The organism is Phytohabitans sp. LZ39 (genome assembly GCF_059359075.1).
The window spans coordinates 122,500-145,591 of record NZ_JCADBM010000008.1; the positions used below are offsets into that span (position 1 = coordinate 122,500).

General features: G+C 72.2%; 21 protein-coding genes. 9 read left to right on the forward strand and 12 right to left on the reverse strand.

Annotation, left to right across the window (positions count from 1 at the left end; translation table 11 throughout):
* Positions 1-427: 427 nt before the first annotated feature.
* The gene (locus tag AC5L36_RS17630) at positions 428-853 is read right to left on the reverse strand and encodes a cupin domain-containing protein (protein ID WP_441217287.1); all 426 of its coding nucleotides are present in this window, start codon (positions 851-853) and stop codon (positions 428-430) included.
* Between the two features lie 195 nt (positions 854-1,048).
* On the opposite strand from AC5L36_RS17630, the gene AC5L36_RS17635 reads away from it, so the two are divergent.
* The 7 genes from AC5L36_RS17635 (at position 1,049) to AC5L36_RS17665 (ending at position 10,063) form a co-directional block, all read left to right on the forward strand.
* Positions 1,049-1,813, forward strand: a complete 765-nt coding sequence (locus AC5L36_RS17635) for a helix-turn-helix domain-containing protein (RefSeq protein WP_441217289.1) — start codon at positions 1,049-1,051, stop codon at positions 1,811-1,813.
* A gap of 208 nt (positions 1,814-2,021) precedes the next feature.
* Positions 2,022-3,689, forward strand: coding sequence for an amidohydrolase (locus AC5L36_RS17640; RefSeq protein ID WP_441217291.1), 1,668 nt, complete (start codon positions 2,022-2,024; stop codon positions 3,687-3,689).
* A gap of 2 nt (positions 3,690-3,691) precedes the next feature.
* Positions 3,692-4,954: an amino acid ABC transporter substrate-binding protein gene (locus tag AC5L36_RS17645; protein WP_441217293.1), complete on the forward strand. Its 1,263-nt coding sequence runs from the start codon at positions 3,692-3,694 to the stop codon at positions 4,952-4,954.
* The gene (locus AC5L36_RS17650; RefSeq protein ID WP_441217295.1) at positions 4,951-5,823 is read left to right on the forward strand and encodes a branched-chain amino acid ABC transporter permease; all 873 of its coding nucleotides are present in this window, start codon (positions 4,951-4,953) and stop codon (positions 5,821-5,823) included. The genes AC5L36_RS17645 and AC5L36_RS17650 overlap by 4 nt, the downstream gene beginning before the upstream one ends.
* Positions 5,820-7,694 (forward strand): branched-chain amino acid ABC transporter ATP-binding protein/permease, encoded by a 1,875-nt coding sequence (locus AC5L36_RS17655; protein WP_441217297.1) that lies wholly within the window; start codon positions 5,820-5,822, stop codon positions 7,692-7,694. The genes AC5L36_RS17650 and AC5L36_RS17655 overlap by 4 nt, the downstream gene beginning before the upstream one ends.
* Positions 7,687-8,391, forward strand: a complete 705-nt coding sequence (locus AC5L36_RS17660) for an ABC transporter ATP-binding protein (protein WP_441217299.1) — start codon at positions 7,687-7,689, stop codon at positions 8,389-8,391. Before AC5L36_RS17655 ends, AC5L36_RS17660 begins: the two co-directional genes overlap by 8 nt.
* Positions 8,392-8,410: 19 nt before the next feature.
* Positions 8,411-10,063 carry an amidohydrolase gene (locus tag AC5L36_RS17665; RefSeq protein WP_441217301.1) on the forward strand — a complete coding sequence of 551 codons (1,653 nt, stop codon included), beginning with the start codon at positions 8,411-8,413 and terminating at the stop codon, positions 10,061-10,063.
* A gap of 4 nt (positions 10,064-10,067) precedes the next feature.
* Here the strand turns inward: AC5L36_RS17665 and AC5L36_RS17670 are convergent, their stop codons facing one another.
* The 11 genes from AC5L36_RS17670 to AC5L36_RS17720 all read right to left on the reverse strand — a co-directional run bounded on the left by AC5L36_RS17670 (position 10,068) and on the right by AC5L36_RS17720 (position 21,487).
* Positions 10,068-11,159: a class F sortase gene (locus AC5L36_RS17670; RefSeq protein ID WP_441217303.1), complete on the reverse strand. Its 1,092-nt coding sequence runs from the start codon at positions 11,157-11,159 to the stop codon at positions 10,068-10,070.
* A 56-nt stretch (positions 11,160-11,215) separates the two neighbouring features.
* On the reverse strand, positions 11,216-11,722 hold the full coding sequence (locus tag AC5L36_RS17675) for a hypothetical protein (protein ID WP_441217305.1): 507 nt from the start codon (positions 11,720-11,722) through the stop codon (positions 11,216-11,218).
* Between the two features lie 42 nt (positions 11,723-11,764).
* The gene (locus tag AC5L36_RS17680) at positions 11,765-12,607 is read right to left on the reverse strand and encodes a DUF427 domain-containing protein (RefSeq protein ID WP_441217307.1); all 843 of its coding nucleotides are present in this window, start codon (positions 12,605-12,607) and stop codon (positions 11,765-11,767) included.
* Between the two features lie 33 nt (positions 12,608-12,640).
* Positions 12,641-13,963, reverse strand: coding sequence for an FAD-binding oxidoreductase (locus AC5L36_RS17685; protein WP_441217309.1), 1,323 nt, complete (start codon positions 13,961-13,963; stop codon positions 12,641-12,643).
* Positions 13,964-14,147: 184 nt separating this feature from the next.
* A complete protein-coding gene (locus tag AC5L36_RS17690) occupies positions 14,148-15,380 on the reverse strand; it encodes a WD40 repeat domain-containing protein (protein WP_441217311.1) in 1,233 nt (410 codons plus the stop codon).
* Positions 15,377-15,901, reverse strand: coding sequence for a SigE family RNA polymerase sigma factor (locus AC5L36_RS17695; RefSeq protein ID WP_441217313.1), 525 nt, complete (start codon positions 15,899-15,901; stop codon positions 15,377-15,379). The genes AC5L36_RS17690 and AC5L36_RS17695 overlap by 4 nt, the downstream gene beginning before the upstream one ends.
* Positions 15,902-15,970: 69 nt before the next feature.
* Positions 15,971-17,026 (reverse strand): LacI family DNA-binding transcriptional regulator, encoded by a 1,056-nt coding sequence (locus AC5L36_RS17700; RefSeq protein WP_441217315.1) that lies wholly within the window; start codon positions 17,024-17,026, stop codon positions 15,971-15,973.
* Positions 17,019-18,326 (reverse strand): GH1 family beta-glucosidase, encoded by a 1,308-nt coding sequence (locus tag AC5L36_RS17705; RefSeq protein WP_441217316.1) that lies wholly within the window; start codon positions 18,324-18,326, stop codon positions 17,019-17,021. Before AC5L36_RS17705 ends, AC5L36_RS17700 begins: the two co-directional genes overlap by 8 nt.
* Entirely contained in the window at positions 18,323-19,225 is a 903-nt protein-coding gene (locus AC5L36_RS17710) for a carbohydrate ABC transporter permease (protein ID WP_441217318.1), read from the reverse strand. Before AC5L36_RS17710 ends, AC5L36_RS17705 begins: the two co-directional genes overlap by 4 nt.
* On the reverse strand, positions 19,222-20,154 hold the full coding sequence (locus tag AC5L36_RS17715; RefSeq protein ID WP_441217320.1) for a carbohydrate ABC transporter permease: 933 nt from the start codon (positions 20,152-20,154) through the stop codon (positions 19,222-19,224). The genes AC5L36_RS17710 and AC5L36_RS17715 overlap by 4 nt, the downstream gene beginning before the upstream one ends.
* Position 20,155: 1 nt before the next feature.
* Complete coding sequence (locus tag AC5L36_RS17720) at positions 20,156-21,487, reverse strand: ABC transporter substrate-binding protein (protein WP_441217322.1); 1,332 nt, start codon at positions 21,485-21,487, stop codon at positions 20,156-20,158.
* A gap of 150 nt (positions 21,488-21,637) precedes the next feature.
* Between AC5L36_RS17720 and AC5L36_RS17725 the strand changes: the two genes are divergently transcribed.
* Positions 21,638-22,291: a VOC family protein gene (locus AC5L36_RS17725; RefSeq protein ID WP_441217723.1), complete on the forward strand. Its 654-nt coding sequence runs from the start codon at positions 21,638-21,640 to the stop codon at positions 22,289-22,291.
* Positions 22,288-23,037: an SDR family oxidoreductase gene (locus AC5L36_RS17730; RefSeq protein WP_441217324.1), complete on the forward strand. Its 750-nt coding sequence runs from the start codon at positions 22,288-22,290 to the stop codon at positions 23,035-23,037. The genes AC5L36_RS17725 and AC5L36_RS17730 overlap by 4 nt, the downstream gene beginning before the upstream one ends.
* Positions 23,038-23,092: the final 55 nt, after the last annotated feature.

Below are 23,092 nucleotides of genomic sequence, written 5' to 3' on the forward strand. Positions count from 1 at the left end.
GTTTCCCCTTCGTCAGTGGCCGGAGACATATTTGCCCACGTCCGCGTCAGCTGTAGACCGTTTGCTCCCGCGGGCACCGTTCCCGGCCGGCGGCTCGCGGCGCTCGCCGAAACCCCCGGCCGTCCACTGCCAGGTCCGCGGGACAAGCCCCGAAGGCGGTCTTCGCGGGCGCTACCTCCGCCATCCTGACGCACCGTAACCAGCCCGGGGCCAGGACTTGCTTTCCCGGATCGCCGATCCGGGAACAGACATTGTGGACAAACGGCGGCCACCGCCTGGCTCGAGCCCGTCACCCCGCCCTCTTTCCTGCCGGCCGGTTGCGCGCAGGGTGAGCGCGACCAACGGCGGACGGGTGAGGCCGCGGGAGCAGCGGTCTGGACCACGACGGACGTCGCGGTAGCCCAAATCTCTCGTCGCCGAGGACGGGTCAGGTTTCGCAGGGCGGTGCGGGGGCGTCCACCGCGAAGGGTGCGCCCGCCGGGAGGATGTAGAGCGCGTCCAGCACCAGCGGGGTCGGGCCCTCGTTCCGTCCGATATGGACGTTGCCGGGTCCGGCCGGCTCCCGTACGACGTCGCCCTCGCGGTAGACGTGGTCGACCTGGCAGTCCGCGCCGTAGTGGGTGAGCGTGCCCGCCACCACCACGGCCGACACGGGTCCGTCGTGGTAGTGGTAGCCGGTGTCGCCGCCGGGCGCGATGGTGATCCGGCGCAGTGCGACGCGGGTGTCGCCAGCGGTCCTGTCGAAGGTCGCTGTGGCGCTGACGCCGGTGGGCGGGGTCGCCCGCGCCGGCGTGCCGGTGCCGGGCAGCAGCGCCGCGGCGGCGACCACGGCGACCCAGGTGGAAGGCTTCAACGATCCTCCGTCGAACTGTCGGGGCCGCAGTGTCAACGGACGACCGGCGTCCCGGGACGCGCGAGCCGCGCCCCACCCGTCCGGGTCGTCGTGATCGACGAGTGGCGGGAATCGCATTCGCGTTAAGTGGTACTTGACGGAATCGGGCCGGTGGGACGGTAACCTACACTCGACGATCTGGATCAGGAGGTGGTCGTGGCGGCGTCGGCGGTGCCCCCGATCGGTGCGCGGCTGCGCGCCGAGCGCATCCGCCGTGGGGTCAGCATCCGCGCCCTCGCCCGCGACATCGGCGTCTCGGCGAGCCTCATCTCCCAGATCGAGACGGAGAAGAGCAGCCCGTCGGTCAGCACGCTGTACGCGATCTCCACCGCCCTCGGCATCTCCATCGAGGAGCTCTTCGGCCCGCCGACCGCGGGCGAGACGGCCGACCCGCCCGCGGCGGCGGAGGCGACGGGGGTCGCGGAGGCTGGCGACGGGGTCGAGGTGGTGCGGCTGCCCGCGTTCGCGGCGGCCGGGGACGCCGCCGCGGTCCGGGACGGTCCGGCGACGGCCGCGCTGCTCACCGCGGCGCTCGCCGCGGCGGGCACGGGCGGGTCGGTCGAGGTGGCCGGCAAGCGGGTCGGCCCGGTGATCACGCCGGACGAGCGCGAAGTGCTGACCCTCGACTCAGGGGTCACCTGGGAGCTGCTCGGCCGGATGCCGCACAAGCACGTGGAGTTCCTGCTCATCACCTACCAGCCGGGCGGCACGTCGTCGAGCTCGGGGCTGCTGATGCGCCACTCGGGCATCGAGTTCGGCTTCGTGATCAGCGGTGAGCTGACGCTGTCGCTGGGCTTCGAGACGCACAAGCTGCGGGCCGGCGACGCGGTGTCGTTCGACTCGTCCAACCCGCACGCCTACCGCAACGAGAGCACCGAGCCCGCCGTCGGCGTGTGGTTCGTGCTCGAGCGCTGGGCCTGAGCGTCCACTCAGTCCGCCGGGTAGGCCGGCGCGTGCGTCCGGGCGTTCACAAGATCGCAACCGGTGTAAGTGGTATTGCACACGTGTGAACTAGCAGCTTACACTCCGGCCCTAAGACAGCTCGGAAACCGGGCTGACCCCCACCCGAAACACACGCCTACACCCCACTCACTAAGCCGCGACGTGACCCGTGAGAGGACGGTGTCCCGTGACCCAGGCTGACCAGGAAGGCGTCCCCCGAAGAACGATCTTTCGCACCGGCGCGGCGGTCGGTGCCGCCACCGCCGTCGGCGCGGTGACCCAGTCCCGGCCGGCGGCCGCGCACGGCATGCCGGCGGAGCGGGACCTGATCCTGCACAACGGCGCCATCCACACCATGAACGACCACCACGACGTGGTCCGCGCCATCGCCATCCGGGACGGCCGCGTCGCGTACACCGGAAACAGCCTCGGCGCCGCGCGCCGCGCGCTGCCGGACCACCCGCGGGTGATCGACCTGCGCGGGCGGGTGGCGATCCCGGGCATCATCGACAACCACAACCACATCGTGCTGATGGGCAACCGTCCCGGCCGCCACACCCCGCTGGAAAACGCCTACTCCGTCGCCGACGTGCAGCGGACCTACCGGGCGCGGGCGAAGGGCGTGCCGGCCGGCGAGTTCGTCACCACGATCGGCGGGTTCCACTTCAACCAGTTCCGCGAGGTGCGGCTGCCCACGCTCACCGAGCTCGACGCCGCGCTGCCCGCCCACCCGGCGTACGTCTCGGTCGGGTTCAGCGGTCCGTCGGCGACCAACACCCTCGGCAAGGCGTTCTTCGAGGCGGCCGGCGTGGTCGTCGGCGCGGACGGCGCGATCGCCGCCGGTGCCGAGACCGGCAAGGCCACCCTCGCGCTGCGCCGCACGCTCACCCCCGAGCTGCGGCGGCGGGGCACGCTCGACGCGATGGCCTACGCGGCCAGCGTCGGCGTCACCACCCATCTCGACCAGGGCGCCTTCCAATCCACGGGTACGCCGAGCGACGGCGCCGCGCACGAAGACAACTACACGATGCACCTGCCGTTTCTGGAGCTGCACGAGCAGGGGCGGGCCATCGTGCGCCTGCGGATCAACTTCCTGCACATGGACACCGACCCCGCGCTGCCGACGCTGGCCGAGCGGCTGCGCAACGCGTTCCCGTTCTTCGGCGACGACATGGTGCGCACCGGCGGGATCGGCGAGTTCATCGCCAGCGGCCTCGGCCCCAACTGGCTGGAGGCGGCCCGGCGGGTGGCCCGCGCCGGCTGGCGGGCCGAGGTGCACTCGCTCTCCCCCACCGACTTCCGCACCGAGATCGAGGGCTTCGAGGCGGTCGACGCGGAAGTGTCCATCAGGGACCTCCGGTGGGTCGTGGCGCACGTCCCGTTCATCACACCGGACTATGTGGACCGGCTCAAGGCGCTCGGCGGCGGCCTCAGCCTCACCGGCTGGCGCTACCTGGCCGGCACCGGCACCGCCGCGGGCCCGCCGTTCCGCATGATCGTCGACAACGGCATCCACGCGGGCATGAGCTCGGACGGCATGCAGATCGCCCCGATGAACCCGTTCGTCCACGCCTACTACGCGGTCACCGGCCGCAACGCGCTCGGCGCCGTCGTCAACGACGGCCAGCAGATCACCCGCCGCGAGGTGCTCGACCTCTACACCCGGGACAACACCTGGTTTCTCGGCAAGGCCGACGAAGACCAGCTCGGCGTGCTGGAGACCGGCCGGCTCGGCGACGTCGTGGTGCTCGACCGCGACTACTTCCGTGTACCCGAGGACGAGATCCGCCACGTGCGGTCCGAGCTGACCGTGGTCGGCGGGTCCATCGTGCATGCCACCGGGAAGGTGCGTTGAACATGTTCAAGAAGGGAATGATCGCCGCGGCCGCCTTGCTCCTCGTGGCCGCCGCGGCCTGCGAGTCCAAGTCGCCCTCCGACGACGCGGGCGGCGCGCCGGCGGCGAGCGGTGACCCGATCGTCGTCGGCTCCACGCTCTCGCTCAGCGGCGCGTTCGCCGCCACCGGCGCCATCCACAAGATCGCCGGCGAGCTGTACGTGGAGCGGCTCAACGCCGCCGGTGGCCTGCTCGGCCGCCCGGTGCGATGGGTGGTGCGGGACGACGAGTCCGACCAGGCCAAGGTGAGCACGCTCTACGAGCAGCTGATCAGCCAGGACAAGGTGGACCTGATCATCGGCCCGTACGCCACGCCCAACATCCTGAGTGCGATGGCCGTGGCCGCCCGCCACAAGTACACGATGCCCCAGCACACGGCCGTCATCGCGCCGCTGCTGACCTACGAGTGCCAGTTTCCGGCCTGGTCTATCGGCCCGGCGCCGAACGAGTTCGTACCCAACCAGCTCTTCGAGGCGACCGCCAGCCTCGCCAGCCCGCCGAAGCGGATCGCGATCCTCACCAACCAGAACGGTTCGACGGACTTCGTCTCGTACGGCTCCAAGGACAACAAGACCGGCGCCGTCTCCATCACCAAACAGAAGGGCCTCGACCTGGTGCTGGAGGTGCGGTACCCGCCGACGACCACCGACTGGGCGCCGATCGCGGCCCGGGTGCGCGACGCCAAGCCGGACCTGGTCGTCAACAACGGGCTCGGCGTCGACCCGGTCAACCTGCTCCAGGCGATGGCGCAGCTCAACTACAAACCGCCGATGATGTTCAGCCTCTTCCCGGCGCCCGGACCGCCGCTCGGCCTCGGCGCGACCTCGGACGGGCTGCTGTCGGTGAGCATCTTCGAGCCGAACAAGGCCACATTGGACAAGCTCGGCGGCGACGCGACGACGATCGTGAACGAGTTCAAGGCCCGTGCCACGACGGCCAAGCTGCCGTACACGGTCTTCGAGACGCAAGCCGCCGCCTCCTGGAACGCCTGGGAGATCCTCACCTCGGCGGTCAAGGGCGCCGGCGACACCGACCAGACGAAGATGTGCGAGGCGCTGCACGCGAAGGGTGCCGACACGACGTTCAGCGGCCACCTGGCGTTCGACCCGGCGCAGAACAACTTCTGGCCGACCACCCAGACCATCAAGCAGATCCAGAACGGTGACTGGGTGACCGTGTGGCCCGCCGACCGGGCGGCCGCTCAGCTCCGCGGCCCCACACCATGACCACGATCCAAGCCGCGCTGAGCGGGATCCTGCTGGGCGGGCTGTACGCGTTGATGGCCGCCGGCGTCTCGGTGACCTGGGGCGTGCTGCGCATCATCAACCTGGCCCACTTCGGCATGATCCTGCTCGGCGCGTACCTCACGTTCGAGCTCGCCACCGCGTGGCGGGTCAACCCGCTCGTCACGCTGGTGGTGAGCGTGCCGGCGATGTTCGTGCTCGGCGGCGCGCTCCAGTGGGCCTTCGACTACCTGCGCGTCTCCGAGCTCAACTCGCTGCTGATCACCTTCGGCCTGCTCATCGTGGTCGTGCAGTCGGTCAGCAACCTGTGGAGCGCTGACTTCCAGCGGATGGCGGCGGAGGTAAACCCGTACGCGACCGAGTCGCTGCGGTTGGGGCGCTTCGTCTTCCCGGTGCCGACGCTGCTGGCGTTCGCGATCGCGGTGCTCGTCATTGGCGGCGCGCACCTCGTGCTGCGACGCACGTTCGTCGGGCGGGCGTTGCGCGCGTACGCCGAGGACCGGCCGATCGCCGCCGCGTTCGGGATCGACCACCGGAGGATCGGGGTACTCCTCGCCGCCGTCACCGGAGCCACGGCGGCGGTGGCCGGGATGCTCTTCTCGCTCGGCAACTCCCTGACCCCGTCGACCGCGTTCGAGTGGTTCGGCACGGTGTTCGCGGTGGTTATCCTCGGCGGCATCGGGCACCTCGTCGGCACGCTCGCCGCCGGTGTACTCGTCGGGCTGCTCTCCAGCGTCGTGTCGGTCGTGCTCTCCCCGGCGACGGCGCCGTTCGTGCTCTTCTCCGCGATCGTCCTCGCGCTGATCCTGCGGCCGCAGGGCCTCTTCACGATGGCGGGAGCCCACCGGTGAGCCGCCGTTTCGCCGTCGGCTTTCCGCTCGTGGTGGCGGCGCTGGCCTGCCTGTCGCTGTACCGGGTGACGCTCGGCTTCCCGCTCTTCTACCTCGCGCTGCTCACCCTCATGCTCTTCTGGGTCACGCAGGCGACGAGCTGGAACATCCTGTCCGGCTACAGTGGATACTTCAGCTTCGGCCAGGCGGCGTACGTGGGCATCGGCGCGTACAGCACCGCCGTCCTCTTCGGACGCCACGGGGTCAGCTTCTACGTGACGATCCTCGTGGCCGCCTGCCTGAGCGCGTTGCTGGCGCTCGCGATCGGGGCCATCGCGTTCCGGCTGCGGTCGCTGCGCGGGGAGATCTTCGCGCTGCTCACGCTCGCCGTGCCGTTCATCCTCGCGTCGCTCGCCCGGATCAACTCGGACATCGACGGCGGGCAGGGCATCATCGTGTCGGTGCCGCCCTTCCCCGAAGGGCTCGGGCTCTTCCAGGACTTCCTGTACCTGCTCAACCTGCTCGTCGCCGCGCTCGCGGTGCTCGTCGCGTACCTGATGCGGCAATCCCGCTTCGGCTGGGCGCTCGCCTCGGTGCGCGACGCCGAAGACGTGGCCGAGGGCTTGGGCGTGCCCACGTTCCGGTACAAGATGCTGGCGCTGCTGGCCAGTGCCGTCATCGGTGGCGTAGGCGGCAGCCTCTTCGCGCTCCAGATCGGCTTCGTCGCGGTGGACAGCGTCTTCCACCTCACCGTGCCGCTCTTCGTCATCGTGATGAGCGTCCTGGGGGGACGGACACACTGGTTCGGCCCGGTCGTGGGGGTGGCGCTCGTCGTGCTGCTCCAGGACCGGCTCACCGCCTCCGGGCTCGGCGAGTGGCAGCTCATCGTGCTCGGCGCGATCCTCGTCGTGCTGGTGGTGCTCGCCCCCGAGGGCGTGTACGCGAGGCTCCGCGCCCGCCCCCTGCTGGCGCTCGGGACGGCCGTGGTGGTGACCGCGGCGGTCTGGCTGCCGGGCGAGCCGCTCGACGCGATCCTGGCCGGCCTGCTGGCGGCGACGGTGGTGGCGCTGCTTCCGATCCGTCGCGCGTCCCCGCCTCCCGCTCCGGCCGCCGAGCCGGCATCGCCCGTCCCAGCGGTGTTGTCGGAGCCCCCGGAGATCGGCGACGTCCTCGTCGAATGCCGGAACGTGGCCCGCTACTTCGGCGGTGTCCGCGCCCTCGAAGACGTCTCGCTCACCGTGCGGGAGGGCGAAATCGTCGGGCTCGTCGGGCCGAACGGCTCCGGAAAGACCACCCTCGTCAGCATCCTCTCCGGCACCCTCCGCCCCACCCGGGGCAGCGTCCACATCGCCGGGAACGACCTCGCCAAGCTGCCGCCGCACCGGGTCGCCCACGCGGGTGTCGCCCGCACGTACCAGATCCCCCGCCCGTTCACCTCGATGACCGTGCGGGACAACGTCGCGATGGCCATCATGTTCGGCCGCTCCCCGCGCTCCCTCGCGACCGCCCGGCGGGACGCCGCCGGCCCGCTCGACGTCGTCGGCCTCGGTCACCTGGCCGGCGCGTACCCGGACAAGCTCAACCTCCACCAGCGCCAGCTGCTGGAGATCGCCCGCGCCCTGGCCGCCGACCCGAAGGTGCTCCTGCTCGACGAGGCGCTCGCCGGACTCAACCCCGCCGAGATCGACAACGCGGTCGAGGTGATCCGCCGCGTGCACCGCTCCGGCGTCTCCATCGTGATCGTCGAACACCTCCTGCGGGTGGTGAACCAGCTCGCCACCCGCGTCGTCGTCCTCGACCGGGGCACCCGCCTCGCCGACGGCGACCCGCGCGAGGTGCTCGCCGACCCGGCCGTCGTCCGGGCCTACCTGGGGAAGCGTGCCCATGCTTGAGATCCGCGACCTGGACGCCTTCTACGGCGACGCGCAGGCGCTGTGGGGCGTCACGATGGACGTCCACGATGGAGAGACCGTCGCGGTGCTCGGCACCAACGGCGCCGGCAAGTCCACACTCGTCAACGCGGTCGCCGGGCTGCACGCCAAGCGCCGCGGCACGATCGCGGTGGGCGGCACCGGCATCGCCCACCTGCCCGCGCACAAGGTCTGCGCGCACGGCGTCGCCGTCGTGCCCGAGGGCCGTCGGGTCTTCCCGGCCATGTCCGTCTACGACAACCTCTGCCTCGGCGCGTACCGCCGCGCCGCCCGCGCCGGGTACCGCCAGAGCCTCGACCGGGTCTACGACGTCTTTCCCCGGCTGCGACAGCGCACCGGCCAGCTCGCCGGCAGCCTGAGCGGCGGCGAGCAGCAGATGCTGGCGATCGGGCGGGCCCTGATGGCCAAGCCAACGCTGCTGCTGCTCGACGAGCCGTCGCTCGGGCTGGCCCCGGTGATGACCGACGAGGTGTTCGAGGCGATCGAAGCCGTCAACGCCCAGGGGGTGAGCGTGCTGCTCGTCGAGCAGGACGTCGACCGCGCCCTGGAGGCCGCCGGCCGCGGCTACCTGCTCGCCGAGGGGCGGGTGGCCGGCAGCGGCACCTCGGCCGAGCTGCGCGCCAGCGACACCGTCCAGCGCAGCGTGCTGGGCATCTGACCACTAAGGAGCGTTCACAATGCACAGAGACGGTGATACCGCCATGCCCGGACTCGGCCGGAGAAACCTGTTGAAGACCGGCGCCGCGGTCGGCGTGGCCGGCGTGGTCGCGACTCCCGCAGCCGCCTCGGCGCACGGCTCGCCCGACCGCACGGCACTCGTCAACGGACGCATCCACACGATGGACAAGCGCGACTCGGTCGTCGACGCGGTGCTCGTCGAGGACGGCGCCTTCGCCGCGGTCGGGCGGGGTGTCCCGCGCGGTGGGCCCGGCCTGAAGGTGATCGACCTGCGCGGCCGCACGGTCGTGCCGGGCATCATCGAGGGCCACGTCCATATCGTCAGCCTGGCCAACCGCCCCGGCTACCACGTCGTCATCGAAAACGCCCGCGACATCGCCGAGATCCAGCAGATGCTCGCCAAGCGGCGGCGCGGCGTGCCGCCCGGCGAGTTCGTCACCGCGATGGGCGGCTGGCACCCCAACATGTTCGCCGAACGCCGGGTGCCCACGCTCGCCGAGCTCGACGAGGCCGTACCCGACCGGCCGGTGCTGCTGTTCCAGAGCTTCAGCGGGCCGGCGCGGACGAACAGCCTCGGCAAGGCGTTCCTGGAGACCGCGTCGATCCCCGTCGTGGTCGCCGCGGACGGCACGATCGCGGCCGGTGCCCAGTCCACCACCGCGCTGTACCACCTGCGGGTGCGGCAGACGTTCGAGGACAAGAAGCGAAGCACCCGGGACGCGATGGCGTACTCGGCCAGCGTCGGCCTCACCGCCTCGCTCGACCAGGTGCTCTTCCCCTCGCCCGGCCCGCTCACCCCGACGCAGAGCCTGTCCAACCTGGACCACTACCGCATGTACGACCCGTGGCTGGCCGTGCACGCCGACGGCGACGCGATCGTGCGGCTACAGACCAACTTCCTGCACAACCAGAACGACATCGCCCTGCCCGAGCTGAAGGAGCGGCTGCGCAACGTCTTCCCGCTGTTCGGCGACGACATGCTGATGACCGGCGCGATCGGTGAGTGGGGCGCGCCCGGCGACGGCTCCGGCGCGGCGTGGCTGGAGGCGCAGCGGGTCATCGCGCAGGCCGGGTGGCGCAACACGAACCGGGCGCTCAGCCTCGCCCAGTTCGAAAACATCGTGGCGGCGTACGAGGCGGTCGACGCCGAGTTCGGCATCAAGGACCTGCGCTGGACCGTCCACCATGTACCGTTTGTGACCCGGGACCTCCTGGCCCGGCTGGCCGCGCTCGGCGGCAGCGTGCAGGTCGGCACGTTCCGCTACCCGAGCGGCACGGCGGGTGCCAGCGGCTCGCCGTTCCGCTCCATCCTGGACAGTGGCATCCCGCACGCCGGCATCCACATGGACGGCGTGCACATCGCGCCGCTCAACCCGTTCTTCGGCCTGTACTTCGCGGTCACCGGCCGCAACGCGCTCGGCGACCAGATCAACGAGGCCGAGCGGATCACCCGGGTCGAGGCGCTGCGGATGTTCACGGCGAACAACGCCTGGCACCTCAACATGGAAGACAAGATCGGCTCGATCGAGCAGGGCAAGCTCGCCGACCTTGTGGTGCTCGACCGCGACTACTTCTCGGTGCCGGAGGAGGACGTCAAGCGCATCCGCCCCGTGCTCACGATGGTGGGAGGCAAGGTGGTGTACCAGCGCTGACGCCTCAGCGTGCCTTCACCAGAGAGGCGAACACGACGACGTTGTCGGCGTAGCCGGTGGTGCCGCCCACCCACCGGCCGCCGCAGGTGATGAGGCGCAGCGCGGGGCGGCTGAAGTCGCCGAACACCTGGTCGGCGGGGAGGTTGTCGCGGTCGAAGCGCTTGACGGAGTTCACCTCGAAGACCGCGACCGAACCGTCCGCGCGGGTGACCTCGACGCGGTTGCCGGGCCGCAGGCGCGACAGCTTGTGGAAGACCGACGGCCCGGTGCCGCTGTCGACGTGGCCGACGATCACCGCCGGGCCGTACTCGCCGGGGGTGGGCCCCTTGTCGTACCAGCCCGCCTCGTCGAACCGGCCGCCGGTGGGTACGTCGATGGCGCCGCTCGGCGTGTTCCCGACCCGGTGCACCTGGGCGTCAATCCGGACGGACCTGGCCCGGATGCTCACCGGCAGGCTGCGGTCGAGCACCGGGAAGTCGCGCGGCGCGGGCCAGAAGCGGGCGGGCGGCCCGTCCGGCAGCACGTCGACGCCGGTGAGGCGCTCGAAGGCGAAGCCCGTGACGGTCAGCAGCATGAGCGCGGCGACCAGCGAGAACACGAGGCGCAGCCCCCAGTCGGGCCCGCCGATCCGCCGGGCCGCGCTCCGCAACGGCCGGCGGCGGCGAGCGAAGGCAGGCGCGGGCGCCGCAGGTGGCGCGGGTGCGGGCTCCGGGGCGGCGTGTCTCCCCGCACCCTCCACTCGCGACACCGCGACGGCCGCGCCCGGCGCGGCGTGCCTGGGGCCGCGTTCAGCCCGGCGACCGGGCGCCGGGCGCTCCCCGGCAGGCGCCGTCCGCCGCCCCTCCGCGCGGTCAGGGACCGGCGACTTCACCGTGCGGTCACGGACCGGCGACTTCACCGTGCGGTCAGGGACCGGCGACTTCACCGTCCGCTCGGGGACCGGCGGCTTCTCCGGTCGCTCGGGGACCGGCGGCTTCTCCGGTCGCTCGCGGACCGGCGGCTTCTGCGTCCGCTGCCCGCCGGCGGGTGTCCCGGCCGGCGCCGAGCCCAGGCTGGCGCGAGCCGCCTCGCGGCCGATCCCGACAGCCGCGCTCACGACGGCCTCGGCGCCCGGCCACCGCCGGTCGTCGCTTCCGGCCACGCGCGGCCGGCTCAGCCGCCGGATCCGGCGCGCCGACCGCGCACGATCAGCGCGACCCCGGCGCCCACCGCGACAACGCCCAGGCCGCCGGTCAGGACGAACGGGCTGACGCCACCGCCGGCGGTACCCCCGGCGCCGGTGGCCGGACCACGGGTGGCCTTGCTCATGTTGACGACGGTGACCGTGGTGTTGGCGGTGACGTTGTTGGGGCAGTTCAGGACGACGTCGTAGGTGTTCGGCGGCTTGCGGTCGGGCACCGTCGCGGTGCCGGTGAGCAGGCCGTTGTCCGGCCGCACCGAGACCTGGCCGAACGCGTCCGAGCGCACCCGCGCCTGCCGGTCGTTGCCGTCGCAGCTGGCCTGGATGTGCACCTGGTCGCCGGCCTGCACGGTGCTCGGCGTCACCTCCACGAAAACCTCGGTGCCGCGGGCGGCGGCCGCGGAAAGCGCCGGGGTGCCGATCATCGCCGCGGCGGTGGCGGCGACGAAGAGCGTACGAGCGACGAATCTGTGGCTCATCGCGTGCGGTTTCCCGCCCGCCAGGGGCACAAACGGCCGCGGTCAGAGATCACCCTCGAACGTCTTGTCGCGCCACCAGTCGGGGTCGGCCCACGGGCCGCCGGGGCGCTCCTCGCGCGCCCCGGCGAGATCCACGTCGACGCGCTCGTTGAAGAACGCCACCCGGTCCCTGGTGAGCGCGGCGTCGTGGCGGGGCTCGCGGTACGTCCACGCCAGGTTGACGTGCGGGGTGTCGCCGACCACCACCGACCAGTAGGACGCCTCGCCCTTGTACGCGCACCGCGACGCGTAGTCGCTCGGCTCCAGCTCGACGCGCACGTCCGCGCGCGGGAAGTACCACCGGGGCACCAGGCCGGTCTCGTAGACGACCACCGCCCGCTCGCTCTCGGCCAGCGTCACCCCGTCGAGGCTGACCCGCACGTGGCGGGACGACGGGAGCGCGTCCACGCGGTGGTACGGGTCGCGGATGTGCGCGAGCGCCGGCATGTCCTCCTCGTACCACTGGTCCATCGCCCGCCAGTACAGGGCGATGTGGCCGGCGAGGCGCGCGGCCTCGGCCGGCGGCGACGGGTAGGCGAGCGCGGCCCGCTCGACGAGCCGGTCGCCCAGCCGCAGGTCCCACACCTGGCTCTCGCCGAGGGCCGCGGAGGGCACGCCGGCCGGGCCGGAGACGAACAGGTCGGTGCGCACGTCGGAGGGCGGGAAGAAGCACCGTGGCAGCCGCCCGGGCTCGTGCACGAGCTGGCCGCGCGTGGAGTCGACGATCGTCTCGCCGTCGAGGACGCCGCGCATGCGCCGCGGGTAGGGGTCGATCAGCACCATGCCGGGTGCGAACACGCCGGCCGGCGCGTGGCCGAACGGGCCGCTCCCCATCGTCAGTGACATCGGTCCAGCGTGGCACGGCACCCGCCCCGCGCGTCAGCTCTTCGGCGATGGAAGTGGTGTCGCGGTGAAGACACCGCCGGGGTCGTAGCGGGCCTTCACCTCGGCCAGGCGGGCGGCGTTGGCGCCGTAGGCGTGCGCTATCTGGTCATGGTCGTCGGGGCGGAGCAGGTTGGGGTAGCCGCCGGGCAGCGCCGCCGGCGCCAGCGCCGACGACACCTCGTCGGCCCACGCCCGGTGCGGCTCTCCGGGCCCGGGCTCCCACACCGCGCCGATCTCCACCATCAGGTGGTCGCGGCGGTTGCCGAACGCGGTGGCGTCTTCGGGTACCCGCGCGGCCGCGCCGTGGAAGTGGTGGACGACGACGCCGGACAGCGGCGAGGTGCGGCGCTCCCCCGCCGCGACGAGCGCGCCGACGACATCCGGCGTGAGCCCGGGGACGCCGCGGGTGCGCATGGCGTGGTGCCGGCCGCCGGCGGCGTACGGCTCGAACCGGGCGAGCAGCTCCGGATAGGTCACCGCCGCGACGGTGGACTCCAGCGGCGTGCCGAGGCGCAGCAGCTCGGCAAGTGCCGCCTGGCCGGCGCTCTCGTCGCCGCACCAGACCGGGGCGAGGAAGACGGCCGGGCCGGGGGCGCCCGCGACTCCACTGGGGACGGTCAGCTCGTCGGGCGCGGCCGGCAGGTGGTCGTCCAGGCGGGACAGCAGGCCGGCGGCGTCCTCCCACGGGTAGACCGCGAAGCCGGCGAGCAGCCGGGCCGCCGGGTGCAGCCGGATCCGCATCGCGGTGACCACGCCGAAGTTGCCGCCCCCGCCGCGCAGCGCCCAGAGCAGGTCGGCGCCGGCCGTCACCACGCGCCCGCCGGCGAGCACGACCTCGGCGCCGAGCAGGTTGTCGGCGGCCAGCCCGAAGCGGCCGGCCAGCGGCCCGTACCCGCCGCCGAGGGTGAGGCCGGCCATGCCCACGCCGCCGACGGTGCCGGCCGCGGCGACCAGGCCGTGCGGTGCGGCCGCGCCGATCACGTCGCCGACGGTCGCGCCACCCTCCACTGTGGCGACGCGCGCGGCGGCGTCCACAGTGACCCGCCGCATGGCGCCGAGGTCGACGACGAGCCCGCCGTCGCGCACCGCCCGGCCGAGCCAGTCGTGCCCGCCGCCGCGCACCGACAGGGGCAGCCCGTGCTCCCCCGCGGCCTCGACGGCGACGGCCACCTCGGCGGTGGACCGGGGGCGCACGACGACGACCGGCCGGTGCTCGACCGCGGAGTTCCACACCCGGCTGGCCGCCTCGAACGCGGGGCCGGACGCCAGCACCCGCTCCGGGCCGAGCCGAGCCGAGATGTCGCGGACCGCGTCCATGGGCCTAGACCCTAGAAGGCGAAGGCCGGCCGGCGGAACCACGGCCTGGATGAGGCTCGGGTCACCCGGCCGGTCGCGAGTTTCGGCCCGCCGGCCGGCCAGCCCTCGGTGGCGCCCACTGGACGCCGCGAACAGCGTCCAGCGGGGATGTAGACACCTGATAGACATCGGGCGGATGCCCTGGTCAGCGGGTGTAGCCGCGGGGTCGCAGGTCGCCGACCCGGTCGCCGGCGCGGGTGACGACCGTCAGCTCCCCGGTCCGGGTGTCCAGCAGCTCAAGCTCCACCGATCCGGACAGCATCTCGTGCACCAGCAGGACGCCTTCCGGCGCGACCGCCACCGAGTCGCGCTTGTCGTAGGCGGCGTCCGTCCAGCCGAGGGGCGGTTCGCTCGGGGTACCCGAGGTCTGCGTGCCGGCGCTGGGGTCGACCGACGGCGGCCCGCCCACCGGGCCGCGGAACACCGGGTCGGGTAGCTCGAACCGGCGCAGCACCGTGCCGTTGCCGGGGTCCAGCATCAGCAGGTCGTCGGGGACCAGGGCGGTCCGGCCGTCCCCTCCGGACAGCAACGCCCAGGCCCGCATGAGGACGTTGGCGCCGTCGGCCAGCGCCTGGGCGGCCACCGGCTGCGGGTTGAGCCCCTCGTTCGGCCGCATCGCCCCGGCGAGCCGCAGCGGGACCGACCGCGCACCACCGGACGGGTGTTCCGCGCTCAGCGACGTCGTACCGGCGTGCCAGAGCAGAACCTCTCCGGAATCCAGCACGGCCAGCATCGACCTCTCCACGGGCTGCGCACGCGACGAAGTGCTCTGCCCGGTGGTCAGGTCGATCAGGCGCATCATGCTCCTTTCGGCGGGCGGCACGAGCGTTTCGCCGAGCGCGAGCCACCTGCCGTTCGACGACCACCGCCAGGAGAGCTGCCTCCCATCGGTCGCGGCAACCTGCCGCTGGCCGCCGTCACGCAGGTCCTGGATCACCAGCAGGTCATCCGATCCCAGCAGGAGCCAGCGCCCGTCCGGGGAGAGCGACAGCGCGCGCCGGTCGTCGCGGTCCGGGACGGTGTACCGCCGCCCGTCCGACGTCAACAGGATCGTGCCCGCCTGGCCCTGTACCCGGTAGAGCAGCGAGCCCGGCCCCACCCGCCGGTCCGGGCCGAGGACGGGCGGAGGCTGGGCGGGCGGCGCCACCACCTCCGGTAGCCACGGCACCGGGCCCGCGACCAGCGACGGCTCGCCGCCGGAGGGCCGGAGCGGCACCCAGATGCCCACCGCCAGCAGCGCCACCGCGGCCACCGCCGCCAGCGGCGCGTACCGGTGGAGCCGCTCACGCCGGTGGGCCGCGCGCACCGCGCGTTCGGTCACGTCGTAGGTCCTGGCCTGGTCGGCCACGTCCTCCAGAAGCCCCCGCAAACCGTTCATCCCCGAACCTCCGTCGATTGGTCGAGCAGCTCGGCAAGCTCCGGTGCCACGGCACGGAGCCGGCCGAGCGCGTGGTGGGTCTGGCTCTTGACGGCACCGACCGAGCAGCCGAGAATCGCCGCGGCCTCCGCCGCCGTGCGGTCCTCGAAGAACCGCAGCACGATCGTCGCCCGCTGCCGCGGTGTGAGCCGGACCAATGCCCGGCGCAGCATCATCTGGCGCAGCACGGACTCCGACTCGTCCACAGTGGACGCATGCTCGGGCGGAGCGTCGGTGACCACCTCGCCGCCCCGGCCACGCCGGCGCCACGCGCTGATCCGCTCGTTGTAGAGGATCCGCCGCACGTAGGCGTCCGGATCAGCCGTCTCCCGCACCTGCCGCCACCGCAGCGCCACCTTCATCAAGGTGCTCTGCACGAGGTCTTCCGCCCCGTGGTGGTCGCCGGCGAGCAGGTACGCGATCCGGGAAAGCGTCGTCAGCCTGGCGCGCGCGAACTCCTGGAAACCATCCCCGTCCTCCACCCGTGTCCTCCGATGTCAGCGAGCCCTGTCACAGGAGTACACGCCGCGGCGGCCGGAAAGGTCAGAAGCTCAGGCGGACTCGCGCCGGACCAGCTCGGTGGGGAGGAGTCGGGACGACGCCGGCTCGCGGCGGACGAGGCGGAGCAGCACGTCGACCATGTCGGCGGCGACGCGCTCCAGCGGCTGGCGGATCGTGGTCAGCGGCGGGTCGGTCTCGCGGGCGATCCGGGAGTCGTCGAAGCCGCCGACCGCCACGTCGTCCGGGACCCGGCGGCCGGCGCGGCGCAGCTCGGCGAGGGCACCGGCGGCGAGCAGGTCGGACGCGGCGAACACGGCGTCGACGTCGGGGCTCTCGGCGAGCAGCTCGCGCATCGCGGCCGCGCCGGCGGCGAAGCTGTAGTCGGAGGTGTGCACGACCAGGCGCTTGAGGGCCTTGCGGCCGAGCACGTCGCGGTATCCCTGTAGCCGCTCGGGGCCGCCGACCACCTGCGGGCAGGCGATCATGCCGATCCGCTTGCGGCCCTGTGCGACGAGGTGGCGGGTCATCTGGCGGGCACCCTCGGCGTCCTCGGCCGCCACGTACGGGATCGCGGCCTCGGCCCCGCCGGGCTTGCCGCAGGCCACGGCGGGCACGACGCCGGTGGCCAGGTCGGCGATCAGCGGGTCGCCGGAGTGCGCGGAGATCAGCAGCACCCCGTCGACGTGGCCGCCGCGCACGTACCGCAGCACCCGGTCACGCTCGGCGTCGCTGGACTCCAGCATCAGGATCAGGCTGATGTCGTGCTCGGCGAGCGCCTGGGTGCAGCAGCGCAGCAGCACGCTGAAGTTGGGGTCTTCGAAGAGCCGCTCCTGCGGCTCGGACAGCACGAACGCCACCGCGTTGGACTGCTTGGTGACCAGGCTGCGGGCGCTCTGGTTGACCGTGTACCCGGTGGTGCGCACGGCCCGCTCGACCGCCTTGAGCGCGGCCGGGCTGACGTAGCGGGCGCCGTTGAGCACCCGGGAGACGGTGCCCCGGGAGACGCCGGCGATCTCCGCCACGTCATCGATCGTCGGCCCGCGGCGCATCGCCCGCCGCGCCGCGCCGCGCGACTTGGGGTGTGGCTGCGCCATCTCGCTACTCATCGGACTCAGTTTTCCACGTGAGCTCCGGCCCGGGTTGCGGCACCGCGCCGGTGCGGGCCACCTGTCCGTACCAATGGGCACTTGTCTTGGGTCGTCTGGTCTGGTCGGCGTGGTCGACGTGGACGATGCCGAAGCGCTTCGAGTAGCCCTCGGCCCACTCGAAGTTGTCCAGCAGCGTCCACAGGAAGTAGCCGCGCACGTCGACGCCGGCCTCGATCGCCTCGTGCAGGGCGAGCAGGTGCGCGTGCAGGTAGGCCACCCGCAGCGGGTCGTCGACCCACCCGTCCGGGCCGACCTCGTCGTCGTAGGCGGCGCCGTTCTCGGTGATGTAGACCGGCGGCAGGTCGGGGTAGGTGTCGCGCAGGCCGACGAGCAGGTCACGCAGGCCGGACGGGACCACCGGCCACCCCACGGCCGTCACCGGAAGCTCGGGCGGCACCCTCGGGACGTAGAGGGGCCGGTAGTAGTTGACGCCGAGGTAGTCGATCGGCGCGCTGATCAGGTCGAGGTCGCCGGCGTGGACAAGATCATCCGGAAGGCGGGACTCGCCGCGCAGGATCGGCTCCAGAAACATCCCGTGGTTGTCGTAGTCGTACGCCTCGGCGTCCGCCCTACTCCCCCCGTAAGGCACCACCGGGCTGAGGTCGAGGGTGACGCCGACCTCCCCGCTCCCGCTCAGCACCGACAGGCCCAGCCCGTGCGCGAGCAGCAGGTGGTGGGCGGCCCTGTCGCGCAGCGCCCGGTCGCGGATGCCGGGGGCGTGGATGCCCTCGCCGTACCCGGCGTGGCTGGCCACCTTCGGCTCGTTGAGCGTGGCCCAGTGGTCGACCACGTCGCCGAGCGCGTCCCGCACGATCGCCGCGTAGTCCGCGAACCGGTAGGCGGTGTCGCGTGCGGGCCAGCCGCCCCGGTCCTCCAGCGCCTGCGGCAGGTCCCAGTGGTAGAGCGTCAGGTACGGGACGATGCCCCGCTCCAGCAGCCCGTCGACGAGCCGGCGGTAGTGGTCGAGGCCCTTCTGGTTGGCCGGGCCGGCGCCGTCCGGCTGCACGCGGGGCCAGGCGACGGAGAAGCGGTACGCGCCCAGCCCCAGCGACGCCATCAGCGCCACGTCCTCCGGCCACCGCCGGTAGTGGTCGCACGCCACGTCGCCGGTGTCGCCGCCGGCGATCGCGCCCGGCACCCGGCAGAACGTGTCCCAGATGGACGGTCCGCGCCCGTCCTCGGCGACCGCGCCCTCCACCTGGTACGCGGCCGTGGCCGTGCCCCAGACGAAACCGGTCGGGAAACGCACCGACGTCATCCCTTCACTCCCCCGCTGACCAGGTCGAGCCGCCAGTACCGCTGGAGGAACAGGAACAGCGCGACCAGCGGCAGCACGGACAGGAGAACACCCATGACCACCAGCGAGTACAGGGCCGGCTGGCTGGCGCCCTGGTTGAGCATCGTGAAGAGGCCGACGGTCATCGGGAAGCGGCCATCGTCCGAGATCATGATGTACGGCAGCAGGAAGTTGTTCCAGATCGCGACGAACTGGAGGAGCAGCAGCGTCACCATGCCCGGGATCATCGGCGGCAGCCCGACCTTCCAGGCCAGCCGGTACTCGCCGGCACCGTCGATCCGGCCGGCCTCCAGCATGTCGTCGGAGACCACCGAGGCGGCGTAGATCCGGGACAGGTAGATGCCGTACGGGCTGATGATGCTCGGCAGCAGCACCGACCAGTACGAGTTGACCAGGTCGAGCTCGGACATCAGCAGGTACTGCGGCACGGCGAGCGTGATCTGCGGGACGAGCACGCCGGCGAGGATCGTCATGAAGATCAGCTCGCGGCCGACGAAGTCGTACTTGGCCAGCGCGTACCCGGCGATCGTCGAGACGCCCACCGACAGCACCGAGCCGACGCCGGCGTAGAGCAGGCTGTTGAGCGCCCACTTGAGGAACACGCCGTCGCGGAAGTCGAGCAGGTGGGTGACGTTGTACTGGAACCCGCCGTGGAAGCTCGGCCAGAACGAGAACGTGCTGAACAGCTCGCTCGGCCCCTTGGTGGCCGCGACCGCGACCCAGACCACGGGCACGAGGCAGTACAGCGCGCCGAGCAGCAGCAGGGCCGTCGGCACCCACCGGGTGCGCTTGTCGGCCCCGCGGTGGCGCTGGGCGGGCCGGGTGTCCGCCGCCGCCCGGGGCGCGGTGAGCGTCGTCATCGGTCCCTCCCGAAGGCGCGCCGCTGGAGCAGCGTGAGCATCGCGACCGACACGACGAGCGTGCCGAGCGCGAGCACCACCGAGGCGGCCGCGGCGCTGTAGAGGTCCGCGTTGACGAACGCGTCCCGGTAGATCGTCATCAGCGGTACCCAGGTCTGCGAGACGGTGTCGGTGAGGGGTAGCAGCGTCGCCGGCTCGGTGTAGACCTGGAGCGTGGAGATCATCGCGAAGATGCCGGTCATGATGACGGCCGGCATGATCAGCGGCACCTTCACCCGGAGCGCGATCTGGACCTCGTTGGCGCCGTCGATGCGGGCCGCGTCGTACATCTCCCCCGGCAGGCCGCGCAGCGCGGTGAAGAGCACGATCATGTTGAACCCGACACCGCCCCACACGCCGATGTTGGCGACCGAGAAGAGCACCGAGCCGGCCGCGAGGAAGTCCGGCGCGGGAAGCCCGACCGCCTCGAACGCGTCCCGGATCGGGCTCACGTTGGGCAGGTAGAGAAAGCCCCACAGCAGCGACGCGATCACGCCGGGCACCGCGTACGGCAGGAAGATACCGATCCGGGAGAACGTCGCGAAGCGCACCCGCGGTGTGTCCAGCAGCAGCGCGAATAGCAGGGCGAGGCCGAGCATCGAGGGCACGACTATCAGGCCGTAGAGCAGCATGCGCAGCAGGCCGTCGACGTACGCGGAGTCGCTGAGCACGCTCGCGTAGTTTTCGAGGCCGACGAACGTCTCCTCGCGGATCCCCAACCCGCCGCCGGTCACCCTCGCCGCGCGCAGGCTCAGCCACACCGTGTACCCGATGGGGACGAGCAGGAACAGCACGAGCAGGACGATCGCCGGGGCCAGGAGCACGTACGGGGTCGGGCCGCCGCGCCGGCGGGGCCGGCGGCGGCGGACCGTGGCGGCCGGGGCTACCACCTCAGGCCTCCTTGACCTCGAAGCCCTGCTTCTTGAGGTCGGCGACGGACGCGGCCTGGATGGCGTCGACGGCGGCGGCGAAGTCCGTCTTGCCCTGGATCGCCTTGGCGAAGATGTCGTTGTACTGGCTGTAGGTCACGTTGACGTTCGGCGCCCAGTTGAAGCCCCGCGCGGTCTTCGCGATCTCGGCGGCCTCGGCGAAGAAGTCCGGCTGGTTGGGCATCATCGCCGGCGCCTTGCTCAGCTGGGTGCTCGACTGGCCCTTGGTCGCGGCCGGGTAGATGCCGCCCGCGGAGATCAGCGTGTCGAGCGCCTCCTGGTCGGTGTTGAGCCAGGTGACGAACTTCTCCGCCTGCGCCCGCTGCTTCGACTTGCTGGAGATGGCCGTCGCCGAGCCGCCCCAGTAGCCGGTCGCCGGGGTGGCGTCCCACTGCGGCATCGGCACCATGCGCCACTTGCCCTTGGTGCTCGGCGCCACGCCCTCCAGCACGCCGGCGCCCCAGATCGCGCTCGGCCAGGCCATCAGCGTGCCGTCGGTCATCGCCTTGTTCCACTCCGGGGTGTACATCGGCTTGCCGGACAGGATGCCCTCGTTGACGAGCTGGCCCCAGAAGGTGGCCACCTTCTTGGTCGCCTCGTCGTTGATCCGCACGGTCCAGGTGCCGTTGTCGTTGACCCACCAGTTGGCGCCGGCCTGCTCGGCGAGCCCGGCGAACCAGCCCGGGTCGCCGGAGGAGAACGTCGCGAGGTAGCGCTTGGCGTCCTTCTGCCGCACCTGTCGCGCGACACCGGCGAACTCGTCCCACGTCTTCGGCACCGTGAGACCCATCTGCTGGAAGAGGTCCTCGCGGTAGTAGAGCATCATCGGCCCGACGTCCTGCGGTATGCCGTACGTCTTGCCGCCGAACGAGGTCAGCGCCCACGTCCCGTCGGTGAACTCGCCCTTGATGCCGGTGGCCATCGAGGTGAGGTCGGCGGCGACGCCGTTGGTGATGAGCACCGGCAGCGCCTGGTACTCGGCGTGGATCAGGTCGGGCGCGTTGCCGGCGCGGTGCGCGGTGAGCGTCTTGGTGATCAGCTCCTCGCCCTGTGCCTGGTTGCTGACCGTGACCTTCTGCGTGGGGTTCTTGGCGTTCCAGATGTCGACGACCTTCTGGATGTTGGTGGTCCAGGTCCAGAACGTGAGGTTGGCCGGTGCGTTGGGGTCGCCGGCCGCTTGGCTCGCCGGCTCTTCGTCGTCGGTACACGCGCCGAGGAAAGTGGGCAGGGCGGCGGCCGCGCCGAGGGTCGCGATGCCCTTTAGCAAGCCGCGCCGGTGGATGTGCTGAGTCATGGGGGTGCCCTCCTGAGTTCACTACTCTGTGAGCGTTCACAGAATCTGCGCGCCGTCGCGCGCCTGTCAAGGGCTCGTTGCGGAATTGTTTCCAGTGCGCCGCTAGCGGTTGTGCCTCTGTGAGCGGTCACGGTAGGGTGCCCGTTTGTGATGTTGCGGCTCGGCTCGCGCGACCTCGAACGGTCTGCGGCCTTCTATCGCGACCTGCTCGGCTTCGACGAGGTGACGTCGGCGCCGCGCACGCGGTGCTTCGCGGCCGGGGCGGTGCGCGTCCTGGTCACCGACGTCGGGCCGGGCGGCGACCTCGGCGGCTGGGTCAACGACGACCTCCAGGGCGGCATCCGCCACTTCGGCATGAAGGTCGGCGACATCGACGCCCGCGTCCGCGACCTCGCGGCGGCCGGCGTCACCGTGCTGTCGCCCCCCGCCGACGTGCTCGGCGACGTGCGGATCGCGTTCTTCCTCGACCCGGACGGGGCACGCCTCGAGTTCGTCCAGGGCAACCTGAGCTACCAGCACGTGTACGCGCCGGACCTGGCCGCCGCGCAGACCCTCGTCGCGCCCGGCGAGCGGCCGCGCTTCGACCACGTGGCGGTGACCGTCGACGACCTGCCGGCCGCGCTCGACACGTTCGGCTACCCGGTGATCGGCGAGATCCGCCACCACGACGACCCGCGCGGCTTCCTGATGACCTACCTCCAGGCCGGGCCGGCGGTGCTGGAGGTGTTCAGCTTCGACGTGCCGGTGCGGCCACGCCCGCTGGAGGTCGACGGGGTGCTCGGCTTCCAGGGAGTCGCCGCATGAGGGTCGTGGTGACCGGGTCGTCCGACGGGATCGGTGCGGAGATCGCCAGGGTGCTCGACGGGCGGGGCCACGAGGTGGTCCGGCACGCCCGCGACGAGGCGAAGGCGGCCCGGCTGCGCGACGCCGGCGCGGGCGAGGTGGTGGTCGGCGACCTCGCATCACTCGCCTCCACCCGGGCGATGGCCGCTTCGCTGTGCGCCGGTGCCCCGTTCGACGTGGTGGTGCACAACGCCGGCTGGCTCCCGCCCGAAGGCCCGCGGCCGGTGACGGCGGACGGGCTGGAGCGCACATTCCAGGTCAACGCGCTCTCCGCCTACCTGCTCACCGCGCTGCTGCCGCTGCCGTCGCGACTCGTCTACGTCAGCTCCGACTCGATCGCGCGCGGGCGGATCGACCTCGACGACCTCCAGCACGAGACACAGTGGACGGCCGACAGCGCCTACGCCGACTCGAAGCTCGCGATGACCGCGATCGCGTTCGCCGTCGCCCGCCGCTACCCGGCCGTGCGGTGCAACGCCGTCCACCCCGGCTGGATCCGCACGAAGATGAGCGGCGTCGCCGCCCCGCTCGACGTCTCCGCCGGCGCCGACACCCCGGTCTGGCTGTCCACAAGGGACGACCCACCGACGGGCATGTTCTTCCACGACCGCCGGGTGGTCCGCCTCAACGAGCAGGCCTACGACACCGCGGTGCAGGACGCCCTGCTGGCCGCCTGCGCGACCCTGACCGGCACCCCGCTCCCCTGAGAGTCGGCCAGGGAGTCGCCGGGCGCGCCGCTCCACCGACTCCCTGGTCGACATC

Coding starts and splice junctions, on each gene's coding strand:
- AC5L36_RS17645 (WP_441217293.1), top strand. CDS start 3,692: ATGTTCAAGAAGGGAATGATCGCCGCGGCCGCCTTGCTCCTCGTGGCC.
- AC5L36_RS17700 (WP_441217315.1), bottom strand. CDS start 17,026: ATGAGTAGCGAGATGGCGCAGCCACACCCCAAGTCGCGCGGCGCGGCG.
- AC5L36_RS17685 (WP_441217309.1), bottom strand. CDS start 13,963: ATGGACGCGGTCCGCGACATCTCGGCTCGGCTCGGCCCGGAGCGGGTG.
- AC5L36_RS17675 (WP_441217305.1), bottom strand. CDS start 11,722: ATGAGCCACAGATTCGTCGCTCGTACGCTCTTCGTCGCCGCCACCGCC.
- AC5L36_RS17725 (WP_441217723.1), top strand. CDS start 21,638: ATGTTGCGGCTCGGCTCGCGCGACCTCGAACGGTCTGCGGCCTTCTAT.
- AC5L36_RS17720 (WP_441217322.1), bottom strand. CDS start 21,487: ATGACTCAGCACATCCACCGGCGCGGCTTGCTAAAGGGCATCGCGACC.
- AC5L36_RS17650 (WP_441217295.1), top strand. CDS start 4,951: ATGACCACGATCCAAGCCGCGCTGAGCGGGATCCTGCTGGGCGGGCTG.
- AC5L36_RS17690 (WP_441217311.1), bottom strand. CDS start 15,380: ATGAACGGTTTGCGGGGGCTTCTGGAGGACGTGGCCGACCAGGCCAGG.
- AC5L36_RS17665 (WP_441217301.1), top strand. CDS start 8,411: ATGCACAGAGACGGTGATACCGCCATGCCCGGACTCGGCCGGAGAAAC.
- AC5L36_RS17680 (WP_441217307.1), bottom strand. CDS start 12,607: ATGTCACTGACGATGGGGAGCGGCCCGTTCGGCCACGCGCCGGCCGGC.
- AC5L36_RS17705 (WP_441217316.1), bottom strand. CDS start 18,326: ATGACGTCGGTGCGTTTCCCGACCGGTTTCGTCTGGGGCACGGCCACG.
- AC5L36_RS17710 (WP_441217318.1), bottom strand. CDS start 19,225: ATGACGACGCTCACCGCGCCCCGGGCGGCGGCGGACACCCGGCCCGCC.
- AC5L36_RS17660 (WP_441217299.1), top strand. CDS start 7,687: ATGCTTGAGATCCGCGACCTGGACGCCTTCTACGGCGACGCGCAGGCG.
- AC5L36_RS17730 (WP_441217324.1), top strand. CDS start 22,288: ATGAGGGTCGTGGTGACCGGGTCGTCCGACGGGATCGGTGCGGAGATC.